20 protein-coding genes, 1 tRNA gene and 1 pseudogene are annotated in these 21,689 nt (G+C 72.0%); 12 read left to right on the top strand and 10 right to left on the bottom strand.

What is annotated here, in order from left to right; genetic code table 11:
• Positions 1–221 precede the first annotated feature (221 nt).
• From OG737_RS10095 to OG737_RS10085, 3 genes are all read left to right on the top strand, one after another.
• Positions 222–1,913, top strand: coding sequence for a glycosyl hydrolase family 18 protein (locus OG737_RS10095; protein ID WP_405679911.1), 1,692 nt, complete (start codon positions 222–224; stop codon positions 1,911–1,913).
• Between the two features lie 156 nt (positions 1,914–2,069).
• The gene (locus OG737_RS10090) at positions 2,070–2,918 is read left to right on the top strand and encodes a helix-turn-helix transcriptional regulator (RefSeq protein WP_328925870.1); all 849 of its coding nucleotides are present in this window, start codon (positions 2,070–2,072) and stop codon (positions 2,916–2,918) included.
• Entirely contained in the window at positions 2,878–3,138 is a 261-nt protein-coding gene (locus OG737_RS10085; protein ID WP_328925869.1) for a DUF397 domain-containing protein, read from the top strand. Before OG737_RS10090 ends, OG737_RS10085 begins: the two co-directional genes overlap by 41 nt.
• 17 nt (positions 3,139–3,155) lie before the next feature.
• On the opposite strand, the gene OG737_RS10080 is transcribed toward OG737_RS10085, so the two are convergent.
• Entirely contained in the window at positions 3,156–4,142 is a 987-nt protein-coding gene (locus OG737_RS10080) for a LuxR C-terminal-related transcriptional regulator (protein WP_328925868.1), read from the bottom strand.
• Positions 4,143–4,407: 265 nt separating this feature from the next.
• Between OG737_RS10080 and OG737_RS10075 the strand changes: the two genes are divergently transcribed.
• The 4 genes from OG737_RS10075 (at position 4,408) to OG737_RS10060 (ending at position 7,585) form a co-directional block, all read left to right on the top strand.
• The gene (locus OG737_RS10075) at positions 4,408–4,608 is read left to right on the top strand and encodes a hypothetical protein (protein WP_405921434.1); all 201 of its coding nucleotides are present in this window, start codon (positions 4,408–4,410) and stop codon (positions 4,606–4,608) included.
• 125 nt (positions 4,609–4,733) lie between these two features.
• Entirely contained in the window at positions 4,734–4,889 is a 156-nt protein-coding gene (locus tag OG737_RS10070; protein WP_405921433.1) for a hypothetical protein, read from the top strand.
• A gap of 69 nt (positions 4,890–4,958) precedes the next feature.
• Positions 4,959–6,164, top strand: coding sequence for a tachylectin-related carbohydrate-binding protein (locus OG737_RS10065; RefSeq protein ID WP_405921432.1), 1,206 nt, complete (start codon positions 4,959–4,961; stop codon positions 6,162–6,164).
• A 107-nt stretch (positions 6,165–6,271) separates the two neighbouring features.
• On the top strand, positions 6,272–7,585 hold the full coding sequence (locus OG737_RS10060; protein ID WP_328925864.1) for a hypothetical protein: 1,314 nt from the start codon (positions 6,272–6,274) through the stop codon (positions 7,583–7,585).
• 40 nt (positions 7,586–7,625) lie between these two features.
• Here the strand turns inward: OG737_RS10060 and OG737_RS10055 are convergent, their stop codons facing one another.
• Positions 7,626–9,542 carry a putative bifunctional diguanylate cyclase/phosphodiesterase gene (locus tag OG737_RS10055; protein ID WP_405679913.1) on the bottom strand — a complete coding sequence of 639 codons (1,917 nt, stop codon included), beginning with the start codon at positions 9,540–9,542 and terminating at the stop codon, positions 7,626–7,628.
• A 345-nt stretch (positions 9,543–9,887) separates the two neighbouring features.
• Between OG737_RS10055 and OG737_RS10050 the strand changes: the two genes are divergently transcribed.
• The gene (locus tag OG737_RS10050; RefSeq protein ID WP_328925862.1) at positions 9,888–11,123 is read left to right on the top strand and encodes a M6 family metalloprotease domain-containing protein; all 1,236 of its coding nucleotides are present in this window, start codon (positions 9,888–9,890) and stop codon (positions 11,121–11,123) included.
• 71 nt (positions 11,124–11,194) lie between these two features.
• Here the strand turns inward: OG737_RS10050 and OG737_RS10045 are convergent.
• The 4 genes and pseudogenes from OG737_RS10045 to OG737_RS10030 all read right to left on the bottom strand — a co-directional run bounded on the left by OG737_RS10045 (position 11,195) and on the right by OG737_RS10030 (position 13,085).
• Positions 11,195–11,268, bottom strand: a tRNA-Lys gene (locus OG737_RS10045).
• Positions 11,259–11,850: pseudogene (locus OG737_RS10040) on the bottom strand (bifunctional DNA primase/polymerase). The gene OG737_RS10045 and the pseudogene OG737_RS10040 overlap by 10 nt, the downstream one beginning before the upstream one ends.
• A gap of 150 nt (positions 11,851–12,000) precedes the next feature.
• The gene (locus OG737_RS10035; protein ID WP_328925861.1) at positions 12,001–12,342 is read right to left on the bottom strand and encodes a hypothetical protein; all 342 of its coding nucleotides are present in this window, start codon (positions 12,340–12,342) and stop codon (positions 12,001–12,003) included.
• Between the two features lie 173 nt (positions 12,343–12,515).
• Positions 12,516–13,085: an NAD(P)H-dependent oxidoreductase gene (locus OG737_RS10030; protein ID WP_328925860.1), complete on the bottom strand. Its 570-nt coding sequence runs from the start codon at positions 13,083–13,085 to the stop codon at positions 12,516–12,518.
• Between the two features lie 111 nt (positions 13,086–13,196).
• Here OG737_RS10030 and OG737_RS10025 point away from each other — a divergent pair, with 111 nt between their 5' ends.
• Complete coding sequence (locus OG737_RS10025; protein WP_405921431.1) at positions 13,197–13,670, top strand: MarR family winged helix-turn-helix transcriptional regulator; 474 nt, start codon at positions 13,197–13,199, stop codon at positions 13,668–13,670.
• 174 nt (positions 13,671–13,844) lie between these two features.
• Here OG737_RS10025 and OG737_RS10020 read toward each other — a convergent pair whose 3' ends face one another.
• From OG737_RS10020 to OG737_RS10010, 3 genes are read right to left on the bottom strand one after another with little or no spacing between them, the layout of a single operon-like run.
• Positions 13,845–15,176 carry an AAA domain-containing protein gene (locus OG737_RS10020; protein ID WP_328925858.1) on the bottom strand — a complete coding sequence of 444 codons (1,332 nt, stop codon included), beginning with the start codon at positions 15,174–15,176 and terminating at the stop codon, positions 13,845–13,847.
• Complete coding sequence (locus tag OG737_RS10015; RefSeq protein ID WP_328925857.1) at positions 15,173–16,738, bottom strand: hypothetical protein; 1,566 nt, start codon at positions 16,736–16,738, stop codon at positions 15,173–15,175. The genes OG737_RS10020 and OG737_RS10015 overlap by 4 nt, the downstream gene beginning before the upstream one ends.
• Positions 16,735–17,892 carry a hypothetical protein gene (locus OG737_RS10010; protein WP_405679917.1) on the bottom strand — a complete coding sequence of 386 codons (1,158 nt, stop codon included), beginning with the start codon at positions 17,890–17,892 and terminating at the stop codon, positions 16,735–16,737. The genes OG737_RS10015 and OG737_RS10010 overlap by 4 nt, the downstream gene beginning before the upstream one ends.
• Before the next feature lie 128 nt (positions 17,893–18,020).
• On the opposite strand from OG737_RS10010, the gene OG737_RS10005 reads away from it, so the two are divergent.
• Entirely contained in the window at positions 18,021–18,617 is a 597-nt protein-coding gene (locus OG737_RS10005; protein ID WP_328925855.1) for a histidine phosphatase family protein, read from the top strand.
• Between the two features lie 42 nt (positions 18,618–18,659).
• On the opposite strand, the gene OG737_RS10000 is transcribed toward OG737_RS10005, so the two are convergent.
• Positions 18,660–19,970, bottom strand: coding sequence for a tetratricopeptide repeat protein (locus OG737_RS10000; RefSeq protein WP_328925854.1), 1,311 nt, complete (start codon positions 19,968–19,970; stop codon positions 18,660–18,662).
• Between the two features lie 280 nt (positions 19,971–20,250).
• Here OG737_RS10000 and OG737_RS09995 point away from each other — a divergent pair, with 280 nt between their 5' ends.
• Together OG737_RS09995 and OG737_RS09990 are read left to right on the top strand one after the other, a co-directional pair.
• Positions 20,251–20,661: a hypothetical protein gene (locus tag OG737_RS09995; protein WP_405679918.1), complete on the top strand. Its 411-nt coding sequence runs from the start codon at positions 20,251–20,253 to the stop codon at positions 20,659–20,661.
• A gap of 71 nt (positions 20,662–20,732) precedes the next feature.
• The gene (locus OG737_RS09990) at positions 20,733–21,623 is read left to right on the top strand and encodes a fused MFS/spermidine synthase (protein WP_328925852.1); all 891 of its coding nucleotides are present in this window, start codon (positions 20,733–20,735) and stop codon (positions 21,621–21,623) included.
• The last annotated feature ends 66 nt before the right edge of the window (positions 21,624–21,689 follow it).

The following is a 21,689-nucleotide window of genomic DNA, read 5'->3' as shown; positions in this document are numbered from 1 at the left end:
CGAAACCTTGCCGGAGCATGTCCTAAGGGACCCTTAAACCGCTCGTCACCTGGGGTGGCGAGCGGTTTTTGACGTGCGCTCAGGTCTCTGACTAGGGCATTTGACCGTTCAATGGTCTAGTCCTTCTTTGGTCCAAACCATTGACTGGGGCGTGAGGCGATCGCTATCTCTTCTCTCACCTGAAGCTGACGCTCTCCCCTCCCACCCCCCGGAGGCAGTTCATGCACATCCGTAAACCCCTCATCGCGGCCGCCGCCACGGCTGCGCTGGCAGCCGGAGCGTTCGCCTCCTTCGCCGGACTCGGTACCGCCCAGGCCGTGAGCGCCTCCGCCTCCTCCACCGTCAGTGCGGGCGGCGTGAAGATCGCGTACTACGACCAGTGGAGCGTGTACGGGAACGCCTTCTACCCCAAGCACCTCGATACGCGCGGCATAGCGGGCAAGCTGGACGTCATCAATTACTCGTTCGGCAACATCCACCCCACCGACCTCACCTGTTTCGAGGCGAACAAGGCGGCGGGCGACGACAACAACCCGAACGCCGGTGACGGTGCGGGCGACTCGTACGCCGACTACCAGAAGTCCTTCAGCGCGGTGGACAGCGTCAGCGGCGTCGCCGACACCTGGAACCAGCCGATCGTCGGCGTCTTCAACCAGTTCAAGCAGCTGAAGGCCAAGTACCCGCACCTGAAGATCAACATCTCGCTGGGCGGCTGGACGTACTCGAAGTACTTCCACAACGCGGCGCTGACCGACGCCAGCCGCAAGAAGTTCGTCTCCTCCTGCATCGACCAGTACATCAAGGGCAACCTGCCGGTCGACGGCGGCTACGGCGGCGCGGGCACGGCGGCCGGGATCTTCGACGGCATCGACATCGACTGGGAGTACCCCGGCTCCTCCGGCGGCCACCTGGGCAACAACTACGGTCCCGAGGACAAGGCCAACTACACGCTCCTGCTGAAGGAGTTCCGTACCCAGCTCGACGCCTACGGGGCGGCCAACGGCGGCAAGAAGTACCTGCTGACCTCGGCCCTCCCGGCCGGCCAGGACAAGATCAAGTACATCGAGACCGACAAGATCGGCTCGTACCTCGACTACGCCAACATCATGACGTACGACATGCACGGCGCCTGGGACGGCGACGGGCCGACCTACCACCAGTCCCCGCTCCAGCCCTCGGCGGCCGACCCCACCGACCCGATCGCGCCGGGCACCGAGAAGTACAGCATCGACAACGCGATCGACTCCTGGATCGACGGCAACCCGGCCTACGGCATCGCGGGAGGCTTCCCCGCGAGCAAGCTGACCCTGGGCTACGAGTTCTACTACCGCGGCTGGAAGGGCGTCCCGGCGGGCGCCGCCAACGGCCTCGCCCAGCCCGCCACCGGCGCCTCCGGCGCCCGGCCCACCAGCCAGCAGGCCGGCATCGCGTTGTACAAGGAGCTCGGCGGGATCGTCGACAACCCGGCGACCACCTTCTGGGACGACCGGGCCAAGGCCTCGTACTTCTACAAGGACGGCGAGTTCTTCACCGGCCTGAACCAGCGGTCCATCCAGGCCCGGGTCGACTACGGCAAGCAGCGCGGCCTGGCCGGCGCGATGATGTACTCCCTGCTCGGCCTGGACGGCAACACCACACTGCTGAACCAGATCTCGGACGCCCTGGGCGGCAGCACGGTCCCGCCGACCACGCCTCCCACGACGCCGCCTACCACCCCGCCGACGACGCCTCCGACGACCCCGCCGACCACGGGCTGCGGCTCGACCCCGGCCTACGTCGCGGGCACCGTCTACACCGCCGGCAACGAGGTCTCCCACAACGGCCGCAAGTACAAGGCCCAGTGGTGGACGCAGAACGAGACGCCGGGCACCACCGGTGAATGGGGTGTCTGGAAGGACCTCGGCGCCTGCTGATCCCCCCACCCCGCGCCGAGCGACGCCCCCGCCCTGTCCCCTCTCCCGGGGGCGGGGCGGAGGTGTGTGACATGGTTGCCGGATTCCCGACATCGGTACGTGTCGACGTCGCTACTCTCGGCCACAAGCTCGTTCTCCGCTTGGGGGTGCCGTCTCATGGTCCAGGCCCGTGACATCGATCCCAGTGCCTCGCCGCTGGACTACTACAGCTACGAGTTGCGACGGCTGAGGGAGGAGGCGGGCCTGAAGCAGGCGGAGTTGGGCAGCATCATCTTCTGCACGGGTTCCCTGATCGGAATGATCGAGAACGGTAAGCGGGTACCGACCCGGGACTTCTCCGAACGGGTGGACGCGGCACTGGGCACGGACGGGCACTTCTCCCGGCTGGTGGGGCTGGTCCTGCGGAGCGTCCTGCCTACGTGGTTCCAGGCGTACGCGGAGATGGAGGCCCGGGCGGCGTTCATCTCCACGTTCCAGTGTCAGTTGGTGTACGGACTCCTGCAGACGGAGGACTACGCGCGGGCCGTTCTGGGCGTCGAGAAGCCCGACATGCTCGACGCCGCCGTGGCGGCGCGCATGGATCGGCAGCGGATACTGGCCCGCGACAATCCGCCGGTGCTGTGGGTGGTGCTGGACGAGGCGGCGCTCCATCGGGAGATCGGTGGCCGTGAGGTCATGCGCAACCAACTTGCCCACCTGCTGGACCTTCAGGACCGCCAGTGGCTGGAAATCCAAGTGCTGCCCTTCCAGGCCGGCCAGCACGCGGCAATGATGGGCTCGTTCAACCTTCTGCGGTTCGACGACGACCCGGACATCCACTACAGCGAGAGCTACGACTGCGGCCACATGACGGCCAATCCGCAAGTGATCAAGGAGCGTTCGGTCGGATACGCTCGCTTGCAGGCCGAGGCCCTCTCTCCCCGGGCGTCGGCAGAGCTGATCGCTCGCGTAATGGAGGAACGCTATGGGAAGCATCCAGAACCTGCCGAGCGTGCTGTGGCGTAAGTCGTCCTACAGCGGCTCCAGCGGTGGCGATTGCGTCGAGTGTGCTCCCCTCGGCACCGCCGCCTGGCGCAAGGCTTCGTACAGCGGCTCCAACGGTGGCGAGTGCGTCGAGGTGGCCGCGCAGCCCTGCCTCGTCGCCGTCCGCGACTCCAAGAACCCCGACGGCCCCGCCTTCGCGGTCGGCCCGGAGGCGTTCACCACCTTCGTCCGCAGCCTCTGACCGTACGCAGGGCTGGTTCAGAGCCAGCCCTGCTGTGCTGCTTTGAGGCCGGCTTCGAAGCGGCTCGTGGCATGGAGGCGTTCCATGAGGGCGGACATCTGACGTCTGACGGTGCGCATGGATACCCCGAGGCGCTTGGCGGCTGCCTCGTCGGTCATCCCGGAAGCCAGGAGCTTCAGCAGTTCCAGTTCGGTCGCGGTGGGGCGTGTGTCGCTGGGGCGGGGGCGGTCGGCTCCGAGAGGTACGGCGGAGTCCCACGTCTGCTCGAACAGGGTGGCGAGGGAGGCCACGATTCCCGGCGCGCTGGTGCACAGAGCGCCCAGACGGGAATTGTCAGGGTCGATGGGAACGACCGCCACGGTACGGTCGAACACCAGGAGGCGTGGCGGAAGGAGCGGGCTGGTGCGCACCTGGCCCCCCTGCTCGGTCAGCCACCGGGCGTAGGCCAGCGTCGTCGGATCGTTGCGGGCGCTGTCCTGGTACACCGAGCGCATCTCGATGCCGCGGCCCAGCGCACGCTGGTCCAGCGGTCGGGAGGCCTCCAGGCTTGCCTCCGACAGCGCGCCGCCCGGCAGGATCGCCAGGCATTCCCGGGCCAGTCCATGGGCGAGCTGCTCCAGTCGGCTTTGGATGGCGTCCATCCCCACGAGCCGTTCCGCGCCGTCGACCTCGGTGTTCGGGCTGAGCTCCGCGAATTCGGAGACCACCTGTGCCGCAGCCGCCTTGCTGCGAGCCAATTCCTGCTGCTGCCGGGCCAGCTCCTCCTCCTGACGGCGCAGCAGGAGCTCCAGGCCCAGTTCGGGTCTCACCGCTCGCAGCGCGCCCGGGCTGTCCCGGGACGGTCTGAGCAGGTCGAGGTCGACGAGCCGGTCCAGGCCCTCGCGGACCTGCGGCTGGGTGAGGCCGAGGCGGGCGCTCAGCTCGGCGATCCCTCCCGAGGGATCGGCCAGCATGCCCCGGTACACGGCTTCCACATCGGCCCCGAGCCCCAGTGTTTGCAGCATGTCCCAGCCCCCCGGCTGTAGTTGGGCCGCCTCCGGCGAGCGCCGCCCCCGTGTTCGTAGGCGAAGTCTGTCACCAAGGTGCCAGGCCTGTTGGTGACAGCCGGAACCTCTTTTTCACAGGTCGCGAGGGCAGCAACATGGTGTTCACCGGGACGGCGGGGACGAGAGTCCCCGACTCAGGCCAGAGCCGCAAGGACGATCCGGACAGCGCGCAGCACACCGCACCGAACGAATCGCTTCCCGGCTTTCGACCTTGGGGGAAACCATGTTTCGCACCGCCCGCACCGCCCGCACCGCCCGCATCGCCGCTGTCGCCGCCGTCTTCGCCGCCCTCTGCGCCGGCGCCTTCACCACCACCTCGGTGACCGCCTCCGCCGAAAGCCGCCACGTCAGCGCCTCCGGCGATGGCAGCATCAACTGGGACACGGCGCCCACGTCCATCGCGGACAGCATCAACTGGGACTAGCCCGCATGCGCGTCATCCGGGCTTCCCTCTCAGGATCTTGTCATGAGCCTGACGAGAAGGGGGTTCTCGCCCTCGTCTGCGATCTGATCTGGGCCCACACTCCCGCGGCGTACGGACTCGAGCACTTGCGGGCCAAAGCCGCCGGCGACGGTGTGGACGTCTACCTCTTCCTGCGTGCCGCTTCGGAAGCCGCAGCTCTCCACCAGGCCCACGCCATCATCGACGGCGCCCGCGCCCCTCTGCAGGCGCACGGCTACAGCACCACCGGCCCGCACCACTGACGGCAGCGCGACGCCGCCGCCGACCGGCGCCCCTTCGGCCCGCCCGCGCACGTTCCCAAGGAGAACGCAGTGACCACCACCCTCCGTCAGGCTGCCCGTAAGAGCGCGGTCGCCGCCCTCTCCAGTGTCATCGGTGCCGGACTGCTCACCGCCGCGACCGTCGCCGCCGCCCCGGCCGCACAGGCCGCCACCACCTGTAGCGGGACCGCCTCGATCTACGGCATCCTTCCCGACGGCCGTCTCACCTTCAGCACCATCACGCCGGCCACCGGAGAGTTGAAGAAGGTGCGCATCGGAGCGGACCTGGGGTTCGAGCCCAAAGCGATGGCCACCCTCAACTTCAATACGGTGCTGGTGACATCGACAGCCGGCGCGCTCTATCGCCTCGACGTTCTCACCAACAACGAGTCCCTCGTCCTGGAGCGCCCGCCCGTCAAGATCTTCGACAGCGGCTGGACCCACGACAAGCTCACCTATGACGGACACGGGCATCTGTACGGCACGGCGGGCGGCGCCCTGCTCCAGTACCTGGTCTCGCAGCCCAAGCCGACCGGATCGGCGCACATCGGTCAGCGCAAGGAGATCGGCAGCGGCTTCGTCCTGAAGACCCTCACGGCCGCCGGCGACGACCGGCTGCTCGCCACCACCTCGGCCGGCGCGCTCTACTCCTACAAGATCGGCAGCGACGGAACCTGGGACCGCGACGACCTCAAGACCTCCGGCTGGTCCGGCTTCGACCAGGTCGTATCGCCCGGTGGGGGTCTCTACTACGGCCGGATCGAAACCACGGGCGCCATGTACTGGTACAAGGACGCCAACCCGGCCGATGGCACCGGCACCGACATCGCCTACCACAACGACACACCCGTCAATACCGGCGGCTGGACGCAGCAGCTGCTCTCCGCCCAGCCGGAGACCTTCAGTTGCACCGCCACCGCGGACCCGCTCGACGGGACCGACATACCCGCTGTGAAGGCGGCCGGCCGCGACCTGATGAACAAGCACGACGGCGGAGCCTGGAACAGCACCACCCAGTGGAACTGCCTGGAGCAGCTGTGGGACAAGGAGAGCGGCTGGCGCTACTGGGCCGACAACCCGGGCTCCACGGCGTACGGCATCCCCCAAGCCCTGCCCGGTTCCAAGATGGACGCCTTCGGCGATGACTGGCGGACCAACCCCATCACCCAGATCAAGTGGGGCCTGTCCTACATCGACGGCCGGTACAACACGCCCTGCGGCGCCTGGAACCACTTCCTGAACAACAACTGGTACTGAGCCGCCCCCGCGTCACGCTCGCTCTCCCCTTCGCTCTCCCTCTTCTCCCCCCTCACACCTCGGCCCGGCGCGCGTACGTCAGGGCTGCCCTGAACCCGGAGACATCCATGTTCTCGTCGTCCCGCAAGCACCGCTTCGCCGCCTCCACCCTCGCCGTCGCCGCCACCACCCTCGGCATGGTCACCCTCAGCTCGGCGCCGGCCCAGGCCGCCGCGATCTGCGGCGGCGACGTGTCGGTCTACGGCACCCTCCCCGACGGACGCCTCACCTACACGGCGATATCCCCCAACACCGGCGACCGCGTCAAGACCCTGATCGGCGCGAACCTCGGCTTCACGCCCAAGGCGATGGCCACCCTCAACTTCAACACCGTCCTCGTGACGTCGACGGCCGGCGACCTGTACCGCGTCGACATCCAGACCAACGACAACGCCCTGGCCCTGGCCGGAGTCACCAAGATCTGGGACGGCGGCTGGACCTTCGACAAGATGACCTACGACGGCGCCGGGCACCTCTACGGCACGGTCGCCGGCCAGCTCCACCGGTACAACGTCTCCCAGGCCAAGCCCAGCGGGCCCGCCCACATCGCCAAGCACGCGGTGATCGACGAGGGCTTCGTCCTCAAGACGCTCGCCGCCGCCGGCGACGATGTCCTCATCGCCAGCACGGCCGACGGCAGGCTGCTCTCCTACCAGATCAACGGCGTCGGGGACTGGGAGAGTTCGGAGCTCAAGAGCGACGGCTGGTCGGCGGTCGACAGCCTGGTCTCGCCCGGCGGCGGCCTCTACTACGGCCGTACGAACGGCGGGATGTACTGGTACCACGACGCCGACCCCACGGACGGCAAGGGCAGCGACATCGCCTACCACTCCAACGACCCGGTCGACGCGAGCGGCTGGACCCAGACCCTGCTCTCCGCCTTCGCCAACGACTGCACCTACCAGCCGCCGGCGCCCCCCACTCCCACCCCCTCCAGCAAGGGTGGGCAGATCGCCCGCAGCGAGATCATGAGCCGCGCCGTGAACTGGCTGAACCGCGACATCCCCTACAACCAGGGTGCTTACGCCACCGACCCGGACGGGGACCACACCTACCGCACCGACTGCTCCGGCTTCGTCTCCATGGTCTGGCACGCCGACAGCAGCTACACGACCTACAGCCTGCCGGGCGTCGGCAGCACCATCTCCAAGTCCGACCTCCTGCCCGGTGACGCGCTGAACACCCAGGACGGGCACGTGGTGCTCTTCGAGAAGTGGGTCGACAAGGCCGCCGGCAAGTTCTCGTACATCCACGAGGCCAACACCGCGGACGACATGATGCGCGGTCAGGACTACCTCAACGGCGGCAGCGACGGACGCATCGCCGGCCACGCCGCCTCGGGCTACGTCGCCCTGCGCTACGACAAGGTCGTCAACGGATAGCACGTACCCCGGCCCGCCCGCCCCGTGCCCCTCCCGGTTCTCAGACGAGGGGGTGCGGGGCGGGCTCGTCGGGCTGTGCGGCGGCGGAAGCCGAAGCGGAATCCGAGGCAGCGGCCGCGGCCGCCGCCTGGCGGCCGATCATGCGGGCGATCACGTCCGGGGCCACCGCGCGGGAGTAGAGCCAGCCCTGCCCCGTGTCGCAGCCGACACGGCGCAGCCGGGCCGCCTGCCCGGCGGTTTCCACGCACTCCGCCGTCACCGTCAGACCCAGCCGGTGCGCGAGCTGGACCAGCGCCTCGACGATGGTCTCGTCGGCCGGATTCGGGTGCGCGCCCTCCTCGTAGCGGAAGCCCCGTACGAAGGAGCCGTCCAGCTTCAGCACCGAGACCGGCAGCCGGCTGAGGTAGGCCAGGTTCGAGTACCCGGTCCCGAAGTCGTCGATCGCGATCCGCACGCCCATGTCGCTCAGCGCCTGGAGGGCCTGGAGCGGCCGGCCCGCCGAGCCCATCACGGCCGACTCGGTCAGCTCCAGCTGGAGCAGCTGCGGCGCCAGCCCGGTCTCGGCCAGGATCTCCGCGACATCGCCCACCAGGTCCGAGTCCCACACCTGGCGCACCGCGACGTTGACCGACACGAAGACCGGGGAGTCGCTGGGCTGCTCGATCTGCCAGCGCCGCGCCTGCCGGCAGGCCGTGCGCAGCACCCACTGCCCCAGCTGGACGATGGATCCGTCCTCTTCCGCAATTCCGATGAACCGATTCGGCGTGAGCGTGCCGAACTGCGGGTGGACCCAGCGCACCAGCGCCTCCACCCCGCGCACCGCCCCGCTCTCCAGGTCCACCAGAGGCTGGTACTCCAGCTCGAACTCCCCGCGCTCCACGGCAGGCCGGAGGGTGGAGGACAGGGCCTGCCGCGTCACGCGGTGGGCGTTGCGCTCCGGGTCGAAGAGGGTCCAGCGGGCTTTGCCGTCCGCCTTCGCCCAGTACAGGGTCGTGTCGGCGGCCTGCATCAGCCCGGTCGCCGAGGTCCCGGCGGTCGCCCGCTCCACCACCCCGATCGACGCGGAGACCGACAGCCGCTGACCGGCCAGGTCGAACGGCTCCTGGAGGGCGGCCAGTACGCCGCGCGCCAGGTCCGCGAGCTGTTCGGTGCCGGTGGAGTCCTCGACGAGCAGGGCGAACTCGTCGCCCCCCAGCCGGGCCACCAGGTGCCCGCTCGTGCGCCCGTACCCGGACTGGTCGGCGCACTGGGTCAGCCGCGCCGCGACGGCGGCGAGCAGCCGGTCGCCGACCCGGTGGCCGAGGGTATCGTTGACCGCCTTGAACCCGTCGAGGTCCAGGTAGCACAGCCCGATCCGGCCGGTGCCGCCGCCGTGGTCGTACGAGGACGCCTCCAGGGCGGCGGAGAGCCGCTCGAAGAACAGCGCCCGGTTGGGCAGCCGGGTGACCGGGTCGTGCATCTGGAGGTGCCGCAGGCGGGCCTGGAGGTCGCGCCGGTCGCTGATGTCGGCGACGGACAGCAGGACGTCGCCGGTCCCGGGTACGGGCCCCAGGGTGACCTCGGTCCACAGCGAGTGCCCGTCGGGGTGCTTGAGGCGGCGGGTGCAGCGCAGCCGCGCCTGCCGCCCGCGGAGCACCTCCTGGTACGCGGCCCAGGTGCGGGCCTCGGCGGCCAGGTCCACCAGGTCGGCGGCGCACCGGTGGACGAGTGCGTGCGGCTCGGCGCCGAGCAGGCCGGCGAAGGCCTGGTTCGCGGCCACGACGTAGCCGTCGCGGTCGACGACGGCCATGGGGAGGTGGGCCGCGTTGAACGCGGCCCGGTAGTCGCGCCGTTCGGACTCGTCCCGCGGCGGGGTCCGCGACGGGGCTGCCGTCGCCGACACTGCTCCGTGACGCTCCGTAGTGGCCGATCGGATGCTGTCGGCCGCCGAACCGGTTCCTTCTGAGGTTCCGCCCACCGTTGGCCCCGCAGTGCTCGTGAGTGTCCGTGCAGGAAAGTGTGCCGATCATAGAGGCTGCCGGGAGGCCTCATCCAGCGGCGTCGCCGTGTGAGGGGCGGGAGTTCGGTGTGATGACGGATTGGCCGACCAAGATCGGTTGATCGTTTCTGCGCGGCTCTGAGCGTGCGGGGGCGGCTGCTGATCCCGCGTGATCGGGCGTGACGTTCTGTAGGCAACCGCGTGAATCCCGGGGGTCACCGGCTTGCCGTATCGCTCACTCGTGTGGGGCAGCGGAACAGGGCATTAGTAAGACAAGCGCCTCAAGGTGGACGAGATGGTACGAATCCACCACCGGAGGTCGATGTGCCGCGACAGGAGACACCCGGGGGAGTGGACCGCTCCCGCATCCGAAGTGCGGCGGCAGCGCTCACATCCCTGACGGCACTCGCCGCCATGTCGCTCGTCGCGGGGCCCGCGGTGGCCGCCCCCGGGGCCGGGCCGTGCGCGCTGACCCGTACGGACGCCCATCACTCGCTGGGCCTCGACACCTGGAACCGCGCCTACCCGCGGCCCGAGCGCACCCTCGACGCGGTCATGGTCTTCCTCTCCTTCCCCGACCACCGGACCACCCTGCGGCCCGAAGAGATCGCCGGCGACTACTTCCCCGCCACCAGCGACTTCTTCGAGCGGGCCTCGTACGGCAGGTTCAACCTGGTCCCGCACCCGCAGAAGCAGTGGATCCGGATGCCCAAGCCGGCCGCCGCGTACGGGATACAGCGCGACTGGGCCCCCGAGGACCGGGCGGCCTACCTGCGGGACGCGGTGGCCGCCGCCGACCCCGAGGTGGACTTCGCCAAGTTCGACGTCGTCTACTTCGTCGCCGACCCGGACGCGCCCGGGGTGGACTCCGATGCCACCAAGGTCGTCAACTTCGACCGCCCGCTCCGGGCCGACGGCACGGACCTGCGGCGGATCGTCACCGTCTTCGAGCGGCACCCGCCGGACCGCAACGTGCTCGCGCACGAGACCGGGCACGTCTTCGACCTGCCCGACCTCTACCACCGGCCGAGCGACGGCAAGGGCGACTGGGACACCTACGTCGGCGACTGGGACGTCATGGGCAGCCAGTTCGGGATGTCGCCGGACCTCTTCGCCTGGCACAAGTGGAAGCTGGGCTGGCTGGACCCCGCCCAGGTGGACTGCGTGCGGTCGGGCTCCTCGCTGCACACCCTGCAGCCGCTGGCGGAGGTCCCGGTGCGGGGCGGTACGGGCGGGACCCGGCTCGCCGTGATCCGTACGGGCCCCGGCAGCGCGATCGCCGTCGAGGCGCGGGGCTCCGCCGGCAACGACGGGGACACCTGCACGGAAGGGGTCCTGGTCTACCGGGTCCGCAACGAGGCGGCCTCGGGCGGCGGCCCGATCGAGGTCCTGGACGCCCATCCGTCGACGGAGGCGTGCTGGGACCGCTCGGTGTACCCGCCGCTGGCGGACGCGCCGCTGGAGGTGGGCGAGACGTACACCGTGCCGGGGGAGCGGATCACGATCGAGGTGGCGGACCGCACCCCGTCGGGTGCGTACACCGTGAAGATCACGACGTGACGGAGGAGCGCGAAGGCGAGCGGATACGAAGAAGGCCCCCACTCTGCTGAGTGGGGGCCTTCCTCCGTCTGTGCGCCGCCAGGGACTCGAACCCCGGACCCGCTGATTAAGAGTCAGCTGCTCTAACCAACTGAGCTAGCGGCGCTTGCTGACGTCGTAGACATTAGCATCCGGATCCGCGGAACGAAAAATCGATATCCGCAGCTCGGGCGGCGCGGACGAACGCCCAGAGGAGGGCCTCGGGCCCGGGGAGCCACGGCAGGCGCGCGTCGGGGGCGACGAGCCAGCGCGAGGGGCCGGGGGCGTCGGCCAGCGGAGGCACGGTGACGGCGTCCCCGTGCCCGTGGCACAGGGGTGCCGGGACGGTACGGGAGCCTCCCCACTCCTCCCACGCCAGCAGGGCGGGCAGCCGGTGGGCGGTGCCCGCGGCGGCGAAGAGCAGCATCCGGCCCCGGTGCACGGCGACCGGGCCGCAGCCCGGACCCTCGGCCCAGAGCAGGTCCAGCACGCGGCGCCCGAGGACGGCCGGGACGTTGACGACGTCGAAGGCGCTCCCGCAGGGCAGCACCGCGTTCGCGGTGGGCCGGGCCTCCCAGGCGGCGAGGGTGCGCCGCGGATCGGCGCACGCGGAGACGAGCCACGCGGCGCCCTGCGGGGTGACGTGGGTGGCGGGGGCGGTGCGTGCGTCGAGGGCCGGGCAGCCGGGAGCCGTCGTCAGGGTCGTCATATGCCAGATCTACCCGGCGTGACATCCCGGTTTCCAGGAGTTACCGGAAACCGGGACAGGGTGGCTGTTGCTGGGGTATGTTGCGCCCCGCATATGCCGCGCCGCCGCATCCCCGCACCGCCGCGCCCGGCGGTGCGGGGACCGGATCCGTCAGGGCACGTCCAGGCCGTGTTGCAGGGATTCGCCGAACTCGATCATCTTGAGGGCGTAGTCCTCGGTCCACTCCGCCCGTTCCGCGATCGCCGCCGGCGAGAGCCGGTCGAACCGCCGCGGGTCCGCCAGCTGCGCCGCCGCCAGTGCCTGGAACTCCACCGCACGCTCCTGCGCGGCCCGGAAGGCCAGCGTCAGCTCGGTGGCGCGGGCCAGCAGCTCGCGAGGATCCTCGATCCTCTCCAGGTCGAAGAAGTGCTCCGGGTCCGTGGCGGCCTCCGAGGGCTCGAAGAGCAGCGGTGCGGGCCGCAGCCTCCGCTCGGTCCGCTCGGGCTCTGCCATGCGCGTCCTCCTGCTGCGTGCGAAATCCTTCCGGGCCACCGTCCATTGTCCAACGCCGCGCAAGAGCGCACAGCGCCCGGATGGAACGTCCGTACGGCCCGTGAGGTGCGGGAGGAGCCGTGCGGGCCCCGTGGCGGGGGAGTCGAGCAGATGGCCGACCGCGGCGCGGTACGTCACGCCGTGACGGTCTCCGCGGCGCGGCGCGCGGCCAGCTCCGCCACGTCGTCGAGTACGCCGGCCAGCTCGCCCGCGAGCCCCTCCGGAGCGGTGAACCCCTCCGGCCCGACCAGCTTGGAGATGCCCGGGATCGCGACGGACCGCTCGGCGGGCCGCATGCCGAGGCGCGTGAGCACGGGCAGCAGCATCTCGGCGGCCGGGGCGCCGCCGGTGGGGCCCGCGCTGTAGCTGACGAGGCCGACCGGCTTGTCGCGCCACTCGCTGTAGAGGAAGTCGATGGCGTTCTTGAAGGGGGCGGTGTAGCCGCCGTTGTACATCGGCAGGACGAAGAGGAAGGCGTCCGCGGAGTCGACCACGGCGCTCCAGTCACGGGTGTGCTGGTGGGTGTAGACCCCAGTGGAGGCGTACTCCGGCTCGTCCAGGAAGGGCAGTGCGATCTCCGCGAGGTCGACGGGAGTGACCTCGAAGCCGCCCCGCGCACGGACCTGCTCGGTGACCCACCGGGACAGCGGGCGGCCGGCGGACGTGGGGCGGGTGGCGGCGGAGATGACGTGCAGGCGGGTCATAGGAGTGGGTTCCCCGTTCGGTGGTTGTTGACGTGTCACCTATAAAACCCGGAGCTGTGTGACGTGTCAACCAGATAGGTGATGTGTCATCAATCTGATTAGAGTGCCCCCATGACCGCACCCGAGCCCCGCTGGCTCACCGAGCCCGAGATGGATGCCTGGTACGCCTGGCGGCGGATGTTTCCCCTGGTCAATGCCGGTATCGCGCGCGACCTCAACCAGGACAGCGGCCTCTCCGAAGCCGACTACGACGTCCTGTCGGTGCTCGGCTCCACGGCGGGCCACCGCATGCGGATCAGCGCCCTGGCCGTCCTGATGCAGTGGTCGCGCAGCCGACTGTCCCACCAGCTCACCCGAATGGAGCAACGGGGCCTGGTCCGCCGCGAGGAGGTACCGGCCGACGCCCGTGGCGCGGAGGTGGTCCTGACCGGGACCGGCGTGAGCGCGATCACCTCGGCGGCCCCCCTCCACGTGGAGTCCGTACGCCGCCACCTGATCGACATCCTGACCCCGGAGCAACTGCGCACCTTCGCCGAGGTGGGCGAGGCCCTGCGCACCCGTATGGGCATCGAGCGGAAGGCCTGATTCCCTACGGCTTCCAGCGCACCCGGTGCTCCGCGAGGTGCGCCAGGACGGAATGGTTCGCTTCCCATCCATCCGGGCTGTATCCATTGGCCGCCTCCGGCGGCGTGCCGGACTCCGTCCGGCGGTCGGGGCGCCGCACCCGGGTCGGCGTCGGGCGTGGCGGGGCGCCTCGGCTCACGGCCGCCACCGGACGCGGTGGTTCGACCAGAAATCCCACGTGGCCATCATGGCCTCCCAGCCGTCCGGGAATTTGACCGTCACGCCCAGCTGGACCGGCTCCGTCGAGGGGTGGTCGTCCAGGAGTTCCGCTATGCCCGCCCGGGCCACCACCACGCAGGCGTGCCGGTGGCGGGAGGCCAGCACGCACAGGCGGCCCGTCTCCAGGTGGAAGGCCGTCGCGTCCGGGCGGCCCGACAGGGGGTGGAGCACCACGGTCAGGTCGTACTCGCGGCCCTGGAGGCGGTTCGCGGTGTCCACGGTCACCCCGGTCACGCCCAGCGAGGCCAGCGCCGCGCGGACGGCCGCCGCCTGGTCCCGGTGGGCGGTGCCCACCGCGATCCGGTCCGCGGTCAGCGGAGCCGGCTCCGGCGACTGCTCGTCGGAGGTCACCGCCCCGCGGTCCAGGGCCCGGCGGACCACCTGGGCCACCGCGCGGACCGCCTCCGGGTCGGTGCGCGGCGTGTGCCGCGCGGGCAGTTCCAGCAGGCCCCAGCCCGCCTCGGCGGCCTCGTCCAGGACCCGGTCCGGGCCCGACCCGTCCGAGGGGACCCCGTACGAGAGCCGCCGCTCACCGGGGCCCGTACCGCTGCGGAACTGCGTGTACGGGTAGAACGCCCGCGAGACCAGCGGCGCGGCCGTCGCCGGGAGCCGCCACGAAACCGGCAGCCGGTGCTGCGGGAGCTGCGGGTTGTGGGCGAGCAGGGTGGTCACCGCCGAGGCGGACGGGTCGTAGGACAGCCCCGCCCACTGCTCCGCGCCCACCACGCTGAAGGGGTCCAGCTGCCCCGGGTCGCCCACGAACAGCGCCCGCTCGAACAGCCCGGCCACGGCCAGCAGCGCGTCGGAGCGCATCTGGTACGCCTCGTCGACGATGGCGTGCTCCCAGGGCTCGGCGTCCTTGACGAACGCCCACTTAGCCGCCGTGGAGATGGTGATCGGCAGCTCCGCCAGGTCACCCGGCTTGGCGGAGAGCGTCACCGAGGGCAGCTCGCGCAGCGCCGGGTCGTAGGCGTCCCCGTCGCTGCTGTGCAGCCGGCCCACCTTCAGCTCCGGGTCCTTGTCGGCGAGCCGCAGCACCAGGTCGTCCACCTGCGCGTTGGTCTGCGCGACCACCATCAGCCGACGCCCGGCCGCGGCCAGTTCCCGGGCGGCCCGGACGACGAGCGTGGACTTGCCGGCGCCGGGCGGGGAGTCGACGACCACGCCCCGCTCGGCCCCGTGCAGGGTGTCGTGCAGGATGGCGGCGGTCGCCTGGGCGGCCGCGGCCCCCGGGTCGAAGGAGTTCACAGCACGTCCTCGGCGGTCACGGGGTCGGGCAGTGCGGGGGCGGTCAGGTGTCCGGGCGGGCCGCCGTGCGTCCACGGTGTCTGCTCCGGGTCCGGGAGCTTCGGGCCGCCGCGCGCGTCGTGCTCGAAGAGCGTCCAGCACACCCGGTCGCCCTTCTCCGGCACCGAGCCCGGCTCCGGCTCCTTGCCGCGGCCCATCTTGTCCAGCAGCCGCAGCACGACCTGCCCGTCCTCCTCGTAGCGTACGAAGGCGGCCGACTGCGGGCGGCCGTCCAGCGAGCGGAACACCTTCCCGCCGCCGCCCTCCGCGAGCTGCGGCCGGTCCTCCGTGACCACCGTCACCAGCGGGCGCGGGCTCGGCCGCTTCGACTCCGTCCACTCCATCACCACCTCGGTGACCTCGCCGGCGAAGGCCTCGCCCGTCAGCCGCCGGCCCGCCATCACCAGGGGGTCGTCCAGCGCCTCCTGCGCGTCGAGCCGCACCTGCTCGGTCTCCCGGGTGGCCAGCTTCTGCGCCGCCGTCACCGCGTCGTCGCGGCGCGGCTGCGGGGGCTCGCCCGCCCGGACCCGGTCCCGGTGGCCGGTGTACGACCAGCGGTCGCGCGTCCAGCGCTCCTCGGCCCGGGCTCCGGCGGGCAGCGCGCGCAGCAGCTCCAACGACTGCCACACCGCGTCCCAGGTGGGTCGCATCTGGTCCACGACGAGCCCCCGGAGCGCCCGCTCCGCGCGCTCCACCGCCTCCGGGTCGTCCGCGGTGCGCGCCGCGTCGTAGCGGGCCATCGCGGGGGCGAGGAGCCGGTTGTCGAAGGCCGGGTCGGTGGCCGGTCCGGCGGGCGGGACCAGCAACTGGCCGTCCCGGTCCCGGGACAGCTCGGCCCGCAGCGCCGCCCCGGCGCCGGATTCGCCCTCCGGGGGAGCTATCCAGGACAGCAGCGCGCCCAGGTGCTGGTCCTCCAGGTTGCTCTGGCCGCTGGCCCAGTGCCGGCCCAGCAGTTCCGTCGCCGACAGCAGCATCGAGGATCCGGGGACGCGGGAGCGCTCGCCGAAGTGCGTGAACCAGCGCCCCAGCAGCGGCACCCGCGCGGGCGCCGGATACGGGTTCTCCGGGTCCTCCTCGGCCGTCCGCCGGAACCGCATCGACCGCCCCAGCAGGCGTACGTACTCGATGCCCGCCCGGCTCGGCACGACCAGCTGCGGCGCGTCCAGGCAGAGCTCCGCCTCGACCTTGGTCCTGCGGCCCGTCTCCGGGTCGGTCTCGTTGCGCTCCACGAGCTCGACCTCGTCGCCGTACGAGTCGACGTACGGCAGCACCTCGTCGGCGAGGTCGGCCAGGAAGGCCCAGCGCAGGTTCCGGTCGCGCGGCTGGGGCACCACCAGCAGCCGCGGCTCCCCGGGGTCCGTGCCGACCAGCGCGCCGAGCGGGGCCCCGGTCTCACCGGCGGTCGTCAGCGGTACGAGGACCAGCGGGCGCTCGCCGAGGTGCCGGTGCCGAACCGTCGCCAGCGGCTGGGCCCGGCCGGTGCGGACGGCCTCCAGCCGGGCGAGGGTGCCGAGGAGGGTCATCCGGACGCCTCCAGCGCCTCGGAGCGCAGCCGGGCCGCCCGGCGCAGCGCCTCGGCGGTGGGATCGTCGGCGGGGCCGTGCCCGGCGGCTGCCGCGAGGGCCGCCCCGACGGTGGTCAGCGCGCCCAGCTCGCCCCGTACGGAACGGCCCAGTGCGGTCACCTCGTCGGCGGCGCGGGCCTGCTCCCGGCAGTGGAAGGCCAGCTCGCAGGCGGCCAGGCACTCGGGGGCGTAGGCGGCGTCCACCGCTGAGACGGCTTCGGCCAGCTCCTCGGCGGTGCGCGCCGGGTCGAAGCTGAGCCCGTCGGGCAGCGCCGCGGCCAGCTCCTCGACCCGGGTCAGCCGGTCCAGCTGGCGCCGGGTCACGGAGTGCTCGCGGCGGATGTCGACGGGCGCGGCGGTGGGCAGGTTGGAGAAGTCCTTGGGGCAGACCAGCAGCACCGTGTGGCCGACCTCGGCGCCGGCCAGTTTCGCAGCGGTCTTCTCCAGGGCCAGCACGTAGACGGCGGCCTGGCGGGCGGCGGCGCCGACCTTCGCGGCGTCGGCGGATCCGTCGATCATCGGGAAGGACTTGATCTCCACGACGGTCCAGCGGCCGTCGGGGTGTACGACGACGGCGTCCGGCTCCAGGTAGGCGGGGGAGCCGGCCACCTCCAGGGCCAGCATCGGGTGGTCCAGCAGGGTCCAGGCCCCGGTGTCCCGCCCGGCGGCGGTGGCCTCGCGCAGGGCGAGCGCGGTCCGCGCGGCACGGCCCTCGGGGCCGGCGGCGGTCAGGTCGGGGACGAGGGCGCCCCGTCCGGGGGGCTCGGACCCGGCGCCGAGGTGCTCGTGCACCAGCCGCAGCAGCTCGGATCCGCCGTCGCCCTTGATCTTGGCCTCGAAGGAGTTCCCGCGGACGATGGCGAACTGCGACTGCCCGAAGGGGGCGGGGGAGCCGAGCGCCGAGGCGAGGACGGTCTTGTCCACACCGGCGCCGTCGAGCAGGGCGCGTCTGCCGCAGCCGGGGTTGGCGGCGAGCGCCGCCAGTGCCCGGGCGTCGAGCGGGCGGGGCGGCACGGCCGGGCCGCGCAGGCCGGCGAGCCGCTGCCGCAGTGTCGTCTGCGGAGCGCTGCTGGGCGGGTAGGAGCTCACGGGCGGAAGTGTCCCATCCGCCACTGACAATCGTGGACTTATGGCGGAATGGGCGGCTGGGCAGCCCGCAGTTCAAGTGTTGGATGATGTGCGGACGACGGAATGAGCGTAAAAGTGCGCGAAATCGTCCGAACCGCACCGGGAGAACTCACATGGCCCCCCGCATCCTGCTGGCCCGCCACGGCCAGACGGCGTGGTCCCAGCTCGGCAAGCACACGGGACGCACGGACGTACCGATGCTGGAGGAGGGCAAGCGGGGCGCCAAGCTGCTCGGCGAGCGGCTGGCCCGTGACCCGTGGCGGGGCCTGCCCGGGGTGGAGGTCCGCACCAGCCCGCTGGTCCGTGCGAGCGAGAGCTGTGACCTGGCGGGCTTCGGGGTCCGGGCGGAGCCGTGGGACGCGCTGATGGAATGGGACTACGGGGACTACGAGGGCATGACTCCGGCCGAGATCCAGGCGGTCCGCCCGGGCTGGCTGATCTGGCGGGACGGGGTCCCGGGCGGCGAGTCCGTCGCCGATGTCGCGGCGCGCGCGGACGAGGTGGTCGCCTGGGCCCGCTCGGCGGAGCGCGACGTCCTCGTCTTCGCGCACGGGCACATCCTGCGCACGCTGGCCGCGCGCTGGCTCGGCTTCGAGGCCTCCTTCGGCGCCCGGATCCGGCTGGAGCCGACCTCGCTGTCGGTGCTCGGCTGGGCCTACGGGGCCCCCGCGCTGGAGCGCTGGAACGACACCGGGCACCTGGACGCGTAGCCGGCCGGCCGCGCGGCGGGCGCCCGGTCGCCGGCGCCGCCGTCAGACGGCCGCGTGCCGGGTGAGGAAGGCGCCCACGCGAGGTGAGCGCTGGTGCGGCACCAGGGCGCGGGCCGTCTCCGCGAGCATCGAGCGGACCCGGGTGGACTGCACCTCGGCCAGCAGGTCCAGTACCCGGCCGCCCGCCCAGGCCGCCTCGTCGGGGGCGCCCGCGTGGGCCAGGTCACCGGCCAGCTCGGCGGTGTAGAGGGCCACGTTCCGGGCGAAGTGCGGATCCTGGAGGTCGGCGGCCCGGCGGGCGTGCCGGGCCGCGCGGGCGTGCTCGCCGAGCGTCGCCCAGCACCTGGCCTCCAGCGATTCCAGTTCGGCCTCGCCGAAGAAGGACATCCACTCGGGGTCCGCGCCCGCCGCGCCCCGGGAGAACTCCGTGTGGGCCCGGGTCAGCGCCTCCTCGCAGGACCTGCGGTCGGCCAGGCCCGCCCAGCCGCCCGCCTCGCGCAGCGCGAGCAGCGACAGCAGCCGCGGGGAACCCAGGGAGCGGGCGGCGCGGCGGCCCGCCTGGGCCGCCCGTACCGCCTCGCGGGAGCGGCCGCAGTCCCGGGCCAGGAAGGCCATGTTGCTGAACGCGTGCGCCTCCAGGCCCGCGTCCCCCGAGACCCGGGCCGTCGCGAGGGCCTCCGCGTAGTGCGAGCGGGCGTCGTCGAACCGGCCGGAGTCGTGGGCCAGCCAGCCGACCGAGACGGCCAGTTCGCCGGCGCCCGCGTGCAGCCGGTCCTCGGTGGACTGCCGCGTCGCCCCCGCGTCGAGCAGCGCGTAGGCGGCGCGCAGCGGCTCGGCGGCCCTGCGGTACAGGGCGTCCGCCCCGTGCCGGTCGTCGAGCAGCCGGATCTGGCGTACGGCGTCCTCGACGGCCGCGGCCGCGGACTCGCCGGCGCGGGAGGGCAGTCGGCGGGTGTCGCCGAGCAGGGTCAGGCTGATCGTCGCGGCCGCCACGGTCGCGGAGCCGCCCGCCATGAACGCGCGACGCAGCACGTCGCTCTCCTTGGAACTGGTGAGGTGGGAAGTGGTGCGGGGGCCCTGCTGCGCCGAGCGGCCGCGTACGGCCTCGCGCGGTGAGAAGCCCAGGTCGGCCAGGGCGCGGCCGGGGAACATGTGCAGGAAGACCCGCTCGTACGCGTAGTTGGGGCAGCGGATCTCGCCGGATTCGACGCGGCCGATGTAGCGGGCGTCGCAGGAAACCGTTTCTCCGATCTCCTTAGCGGCCCGGCGCACCAGCGCCGCGAACTCGGCCGGGGAGTGCTGCCCGCGCAGCCGCCGGAACGTGGAGTTGGGTGAGTGGGGGGACGCCGCCATGGACGTGGCCTCTCTGGCAAGGAACGCAGCGCCGGTGCGTGACGTGTGAGGGTGCGGCCCGGCGCGCATGAACGTACCGCCAGCGAGAGGTCGTTCACGCGATTATTGGCTACAAAACGGATATCTCACCCACGATCCGCCATGAACTGCCATCCTTTGCGGCGTCTTGCCGCCGCACCCGTTGACGTTCCCGTGCGTTGAACCCATGCGGAGTGGGAGGCGACTGCCCGCTCCCGGCTCGTACGCGGATCGAGGAGGGGTTCCCTTGGTGGAGGCCGGCATGGAGAGCATTGGAACGAACACCGCGCCCGAGCCCGGTGCGACCGCGACCGCCGCTCCGGACCTGGTGACCGTGCCCGCCCGGCAGGGGCTGGAGGCGGTCGACATCATCCGCCGGGCCGCCAGCCAGGTGGCCGACGGGGTCGGACCCGTCCTGCACGACGGATCCGGCGACACCCTCGGCTTCCTCGTGCCGCCCGGCACCGCCGACGCCTGGGACCTGCCGGGCAGCGCGTGTACGCAGACCAACGGGCGCGGGATGCGCTTCGGCGACCAGGCCTCGCCCATCGCGGGGGACACGGGCTGGCTGCTCCCGCCGGAGGCCGTCGGGCCGGTCACCGACCCCGAGGTGCTGCGCGCGGCGCTGGGTGAGGCGGCCCGGCTGATCGAGGCCGCTGACGGCTGCAGCTGACGACCTCCGCTGACGGCTGCCGCCGGTGACCGCACGCCGCTGGACAGCCGCTGACCGGCGACAATGGGTGAGTGGCGAGCAAGGACAGAAGCAAGGGCAGAGGCAGGGCCGAGCAGCGCGGGCGCGGCGGCGCTGAGGCGGTCGTCGGGCAGGTGGCCGGCGGGCGGGCGGAGCTGGAGCCCGACCGCGAGCGTACGGACGCCTGGACCCTGCTGATCGACGGCGCCCCGCAGTCGCACGTGGACCTGGCCGACCCCGGGTACCTGGACTTCGCGTACCAGCGGCGGATCGGCCACCTGATCGACCTCGTCGCGCCCGCCCGGCAGCCCCTGAACGTGGTGCACCTGGGCGGCGGCGCCTTCACCCTCGCCCGCTACACCGCCGCCTCCCGCCCCCGTTCCACCCAGCAGATCGTGGAGATAGACGCCGAGCTGGTGGCCTTCGTACGGGAACACCTGCCGCTGGATCCGCAGGCGCGGGTCCGGGTCCGCGCGGTGGACGCCCGGGCGGGCCTGGCCAAGGTGCCGGACGGCTGGGCGGACCTGGTGATAGCGGACGTGTTCAGCGGTGCGCGCACCCCGGCGCACCTGACGAGCACCGAGTTCCTGGACGACGTACGCCGTGCCCTCGCGTCCACCGGGTGGTACGTGGCCAATCTCGCGGACGGTCCGCCGCTGGCGCACCTGCGGGGGCAGGTCGCGACGGCCGCGTCCCGGTTCGCGGAGCTGGCACTGGCGGCCGATCCGGTGGTGTGGCGGGGCAAGCGCTTCGGCAACGCGGTACTGGTGGCGGCCGACCGTGAGCTGCCCGTCGCGGAATTCACCCGCCGGGTCGCGAGCGACCCGCACCCGGGCCGGGTCGAGCACGGCCGGGCCCTGGCGGACTTCACGGGCGGCGCCGCGCCGGTCGCCGACGCCTCGGCGGTGGCTTCGCCGCAGCCGCCGCCCTCGGTCTTCCGCTAGGAGGTTGCGAGAGGTCTGGGACCGGCTCCTGCGGCAGCTCTTCCGGCGGCCTTCGGACAATTGATC

Origin of the sequence: Streptomyces sp. NBC_00122 (assembly GCF_045160845.1) — a bacterium.
In the GTDB taxonomy this organism is placed as follows: Bacteria; Actinomycetota; Actinomycetes; order Streptomycetales; family Streptomycetaceae; genus Streptomyces.
This window is presented reverse-complemented; position numbering and strand designations above follow the sequence as displayed.

What these genes read in the sequence shown, in the direction of transcription:
- OG737_RS10030 (WP_328925860.1), bottom strand. Translation starts at nt 13,085, where the DNA reads ATGACCCGCCTGCACGTCATCTCCGCCGCCACCCGCCCCACGTCCGCC.
- OG737_RS09995 (WP_405679918.1), top strand. Translation starts at nt 20,251, where the DNA reads ATGGAGAGCATTGGAACGAACACCGCGCCCGAGCCCGGTGCGACCGCG.
- OG737_RS10000 (WP_328925854.1), bottom strand. Translation starts at nt 19,970, where the DNA reads ATGGCGGCGTCCCCCCACTCACCCAACTCCACGTTCCGGCGGCTGCGC.
- OG737_RS10005 (WP_328925855.1), top strand. Translation starts at nt 18,021, where the DNA reads ATGGCCCCCCGCATCCTGCTGGCCCGCCACGGCCAGACGGCGTGGTCC.
- OG737_RS10015 (WP_328925857.1), bottom strand. Translation starts at nt 16,738, where the DNA reads ATGACCCTCCTCGGCACCCTCGCCCGGCTGGAGGCCGTCCGCACCGGC.
- OG737_RS10060 (WP_328925864.1), top strand. Translation starts at nt 6,272, where the DNA reads ATGTTCTCGTCGTCCCGCAAGCACCGCTTCGCCGCCTCCACCCTCGCC.
- OG737_RS10075 (WP_405921434.1), top strand. Translation starts at nt 4,408, where the DNA reads ATGTTTCGCACCGCCCGCACCGCCCGCACCGCCCGCATCGCCGCTGTC.
- OG737_RS10085 (WP_328925869.1), top strand. Translation starts at nt 2,878, where the DNA reads ATGGGAAGCATCCAGAACCTGCCGAGCGTGCTGTGGCGTAAGTCGTCC.
- OG737_RS10090 (WP_328925870.1), top strand. Translation starts at nt 2,070, where the DNA reads ATGGTCCAGGCCCGTGACATCGATCCCAGTGCCTCGCCGCTGGACTAC.
- OG737_RS10095 (WP_405679911.1), top strand. Translation starts at nt 222, where the DNA reads ATGCACATCCGTAAACCCCTCATCGCGGCCGCCGCCACGGCTGCGCTG.
- OG737_RS10035 (WP_328925861.1), bottom strand. Translation starts at nt 12,342, where the DNA reads ATGGCAGAGCCCGAGCGGACCGAGCGGAGGCTGCGGCCCGCACCGCTG.
- OG737_RS10080 (WP_328925868.1), bottom strand. Translation starts at nt 4,142, where the DNA reads ATGCTGCAAACACTGGGGCTCGGGGCCGATGTGGAAGCCGTGTACCGG.
- OG737_RS10025 (WP_405921431.1), top strand. Translation starts at nt 13,197, where the DNA reads ATGACCGCACCCGAGCCCCGCTGGCTCACCGAGCCCGAGATGGATGCC.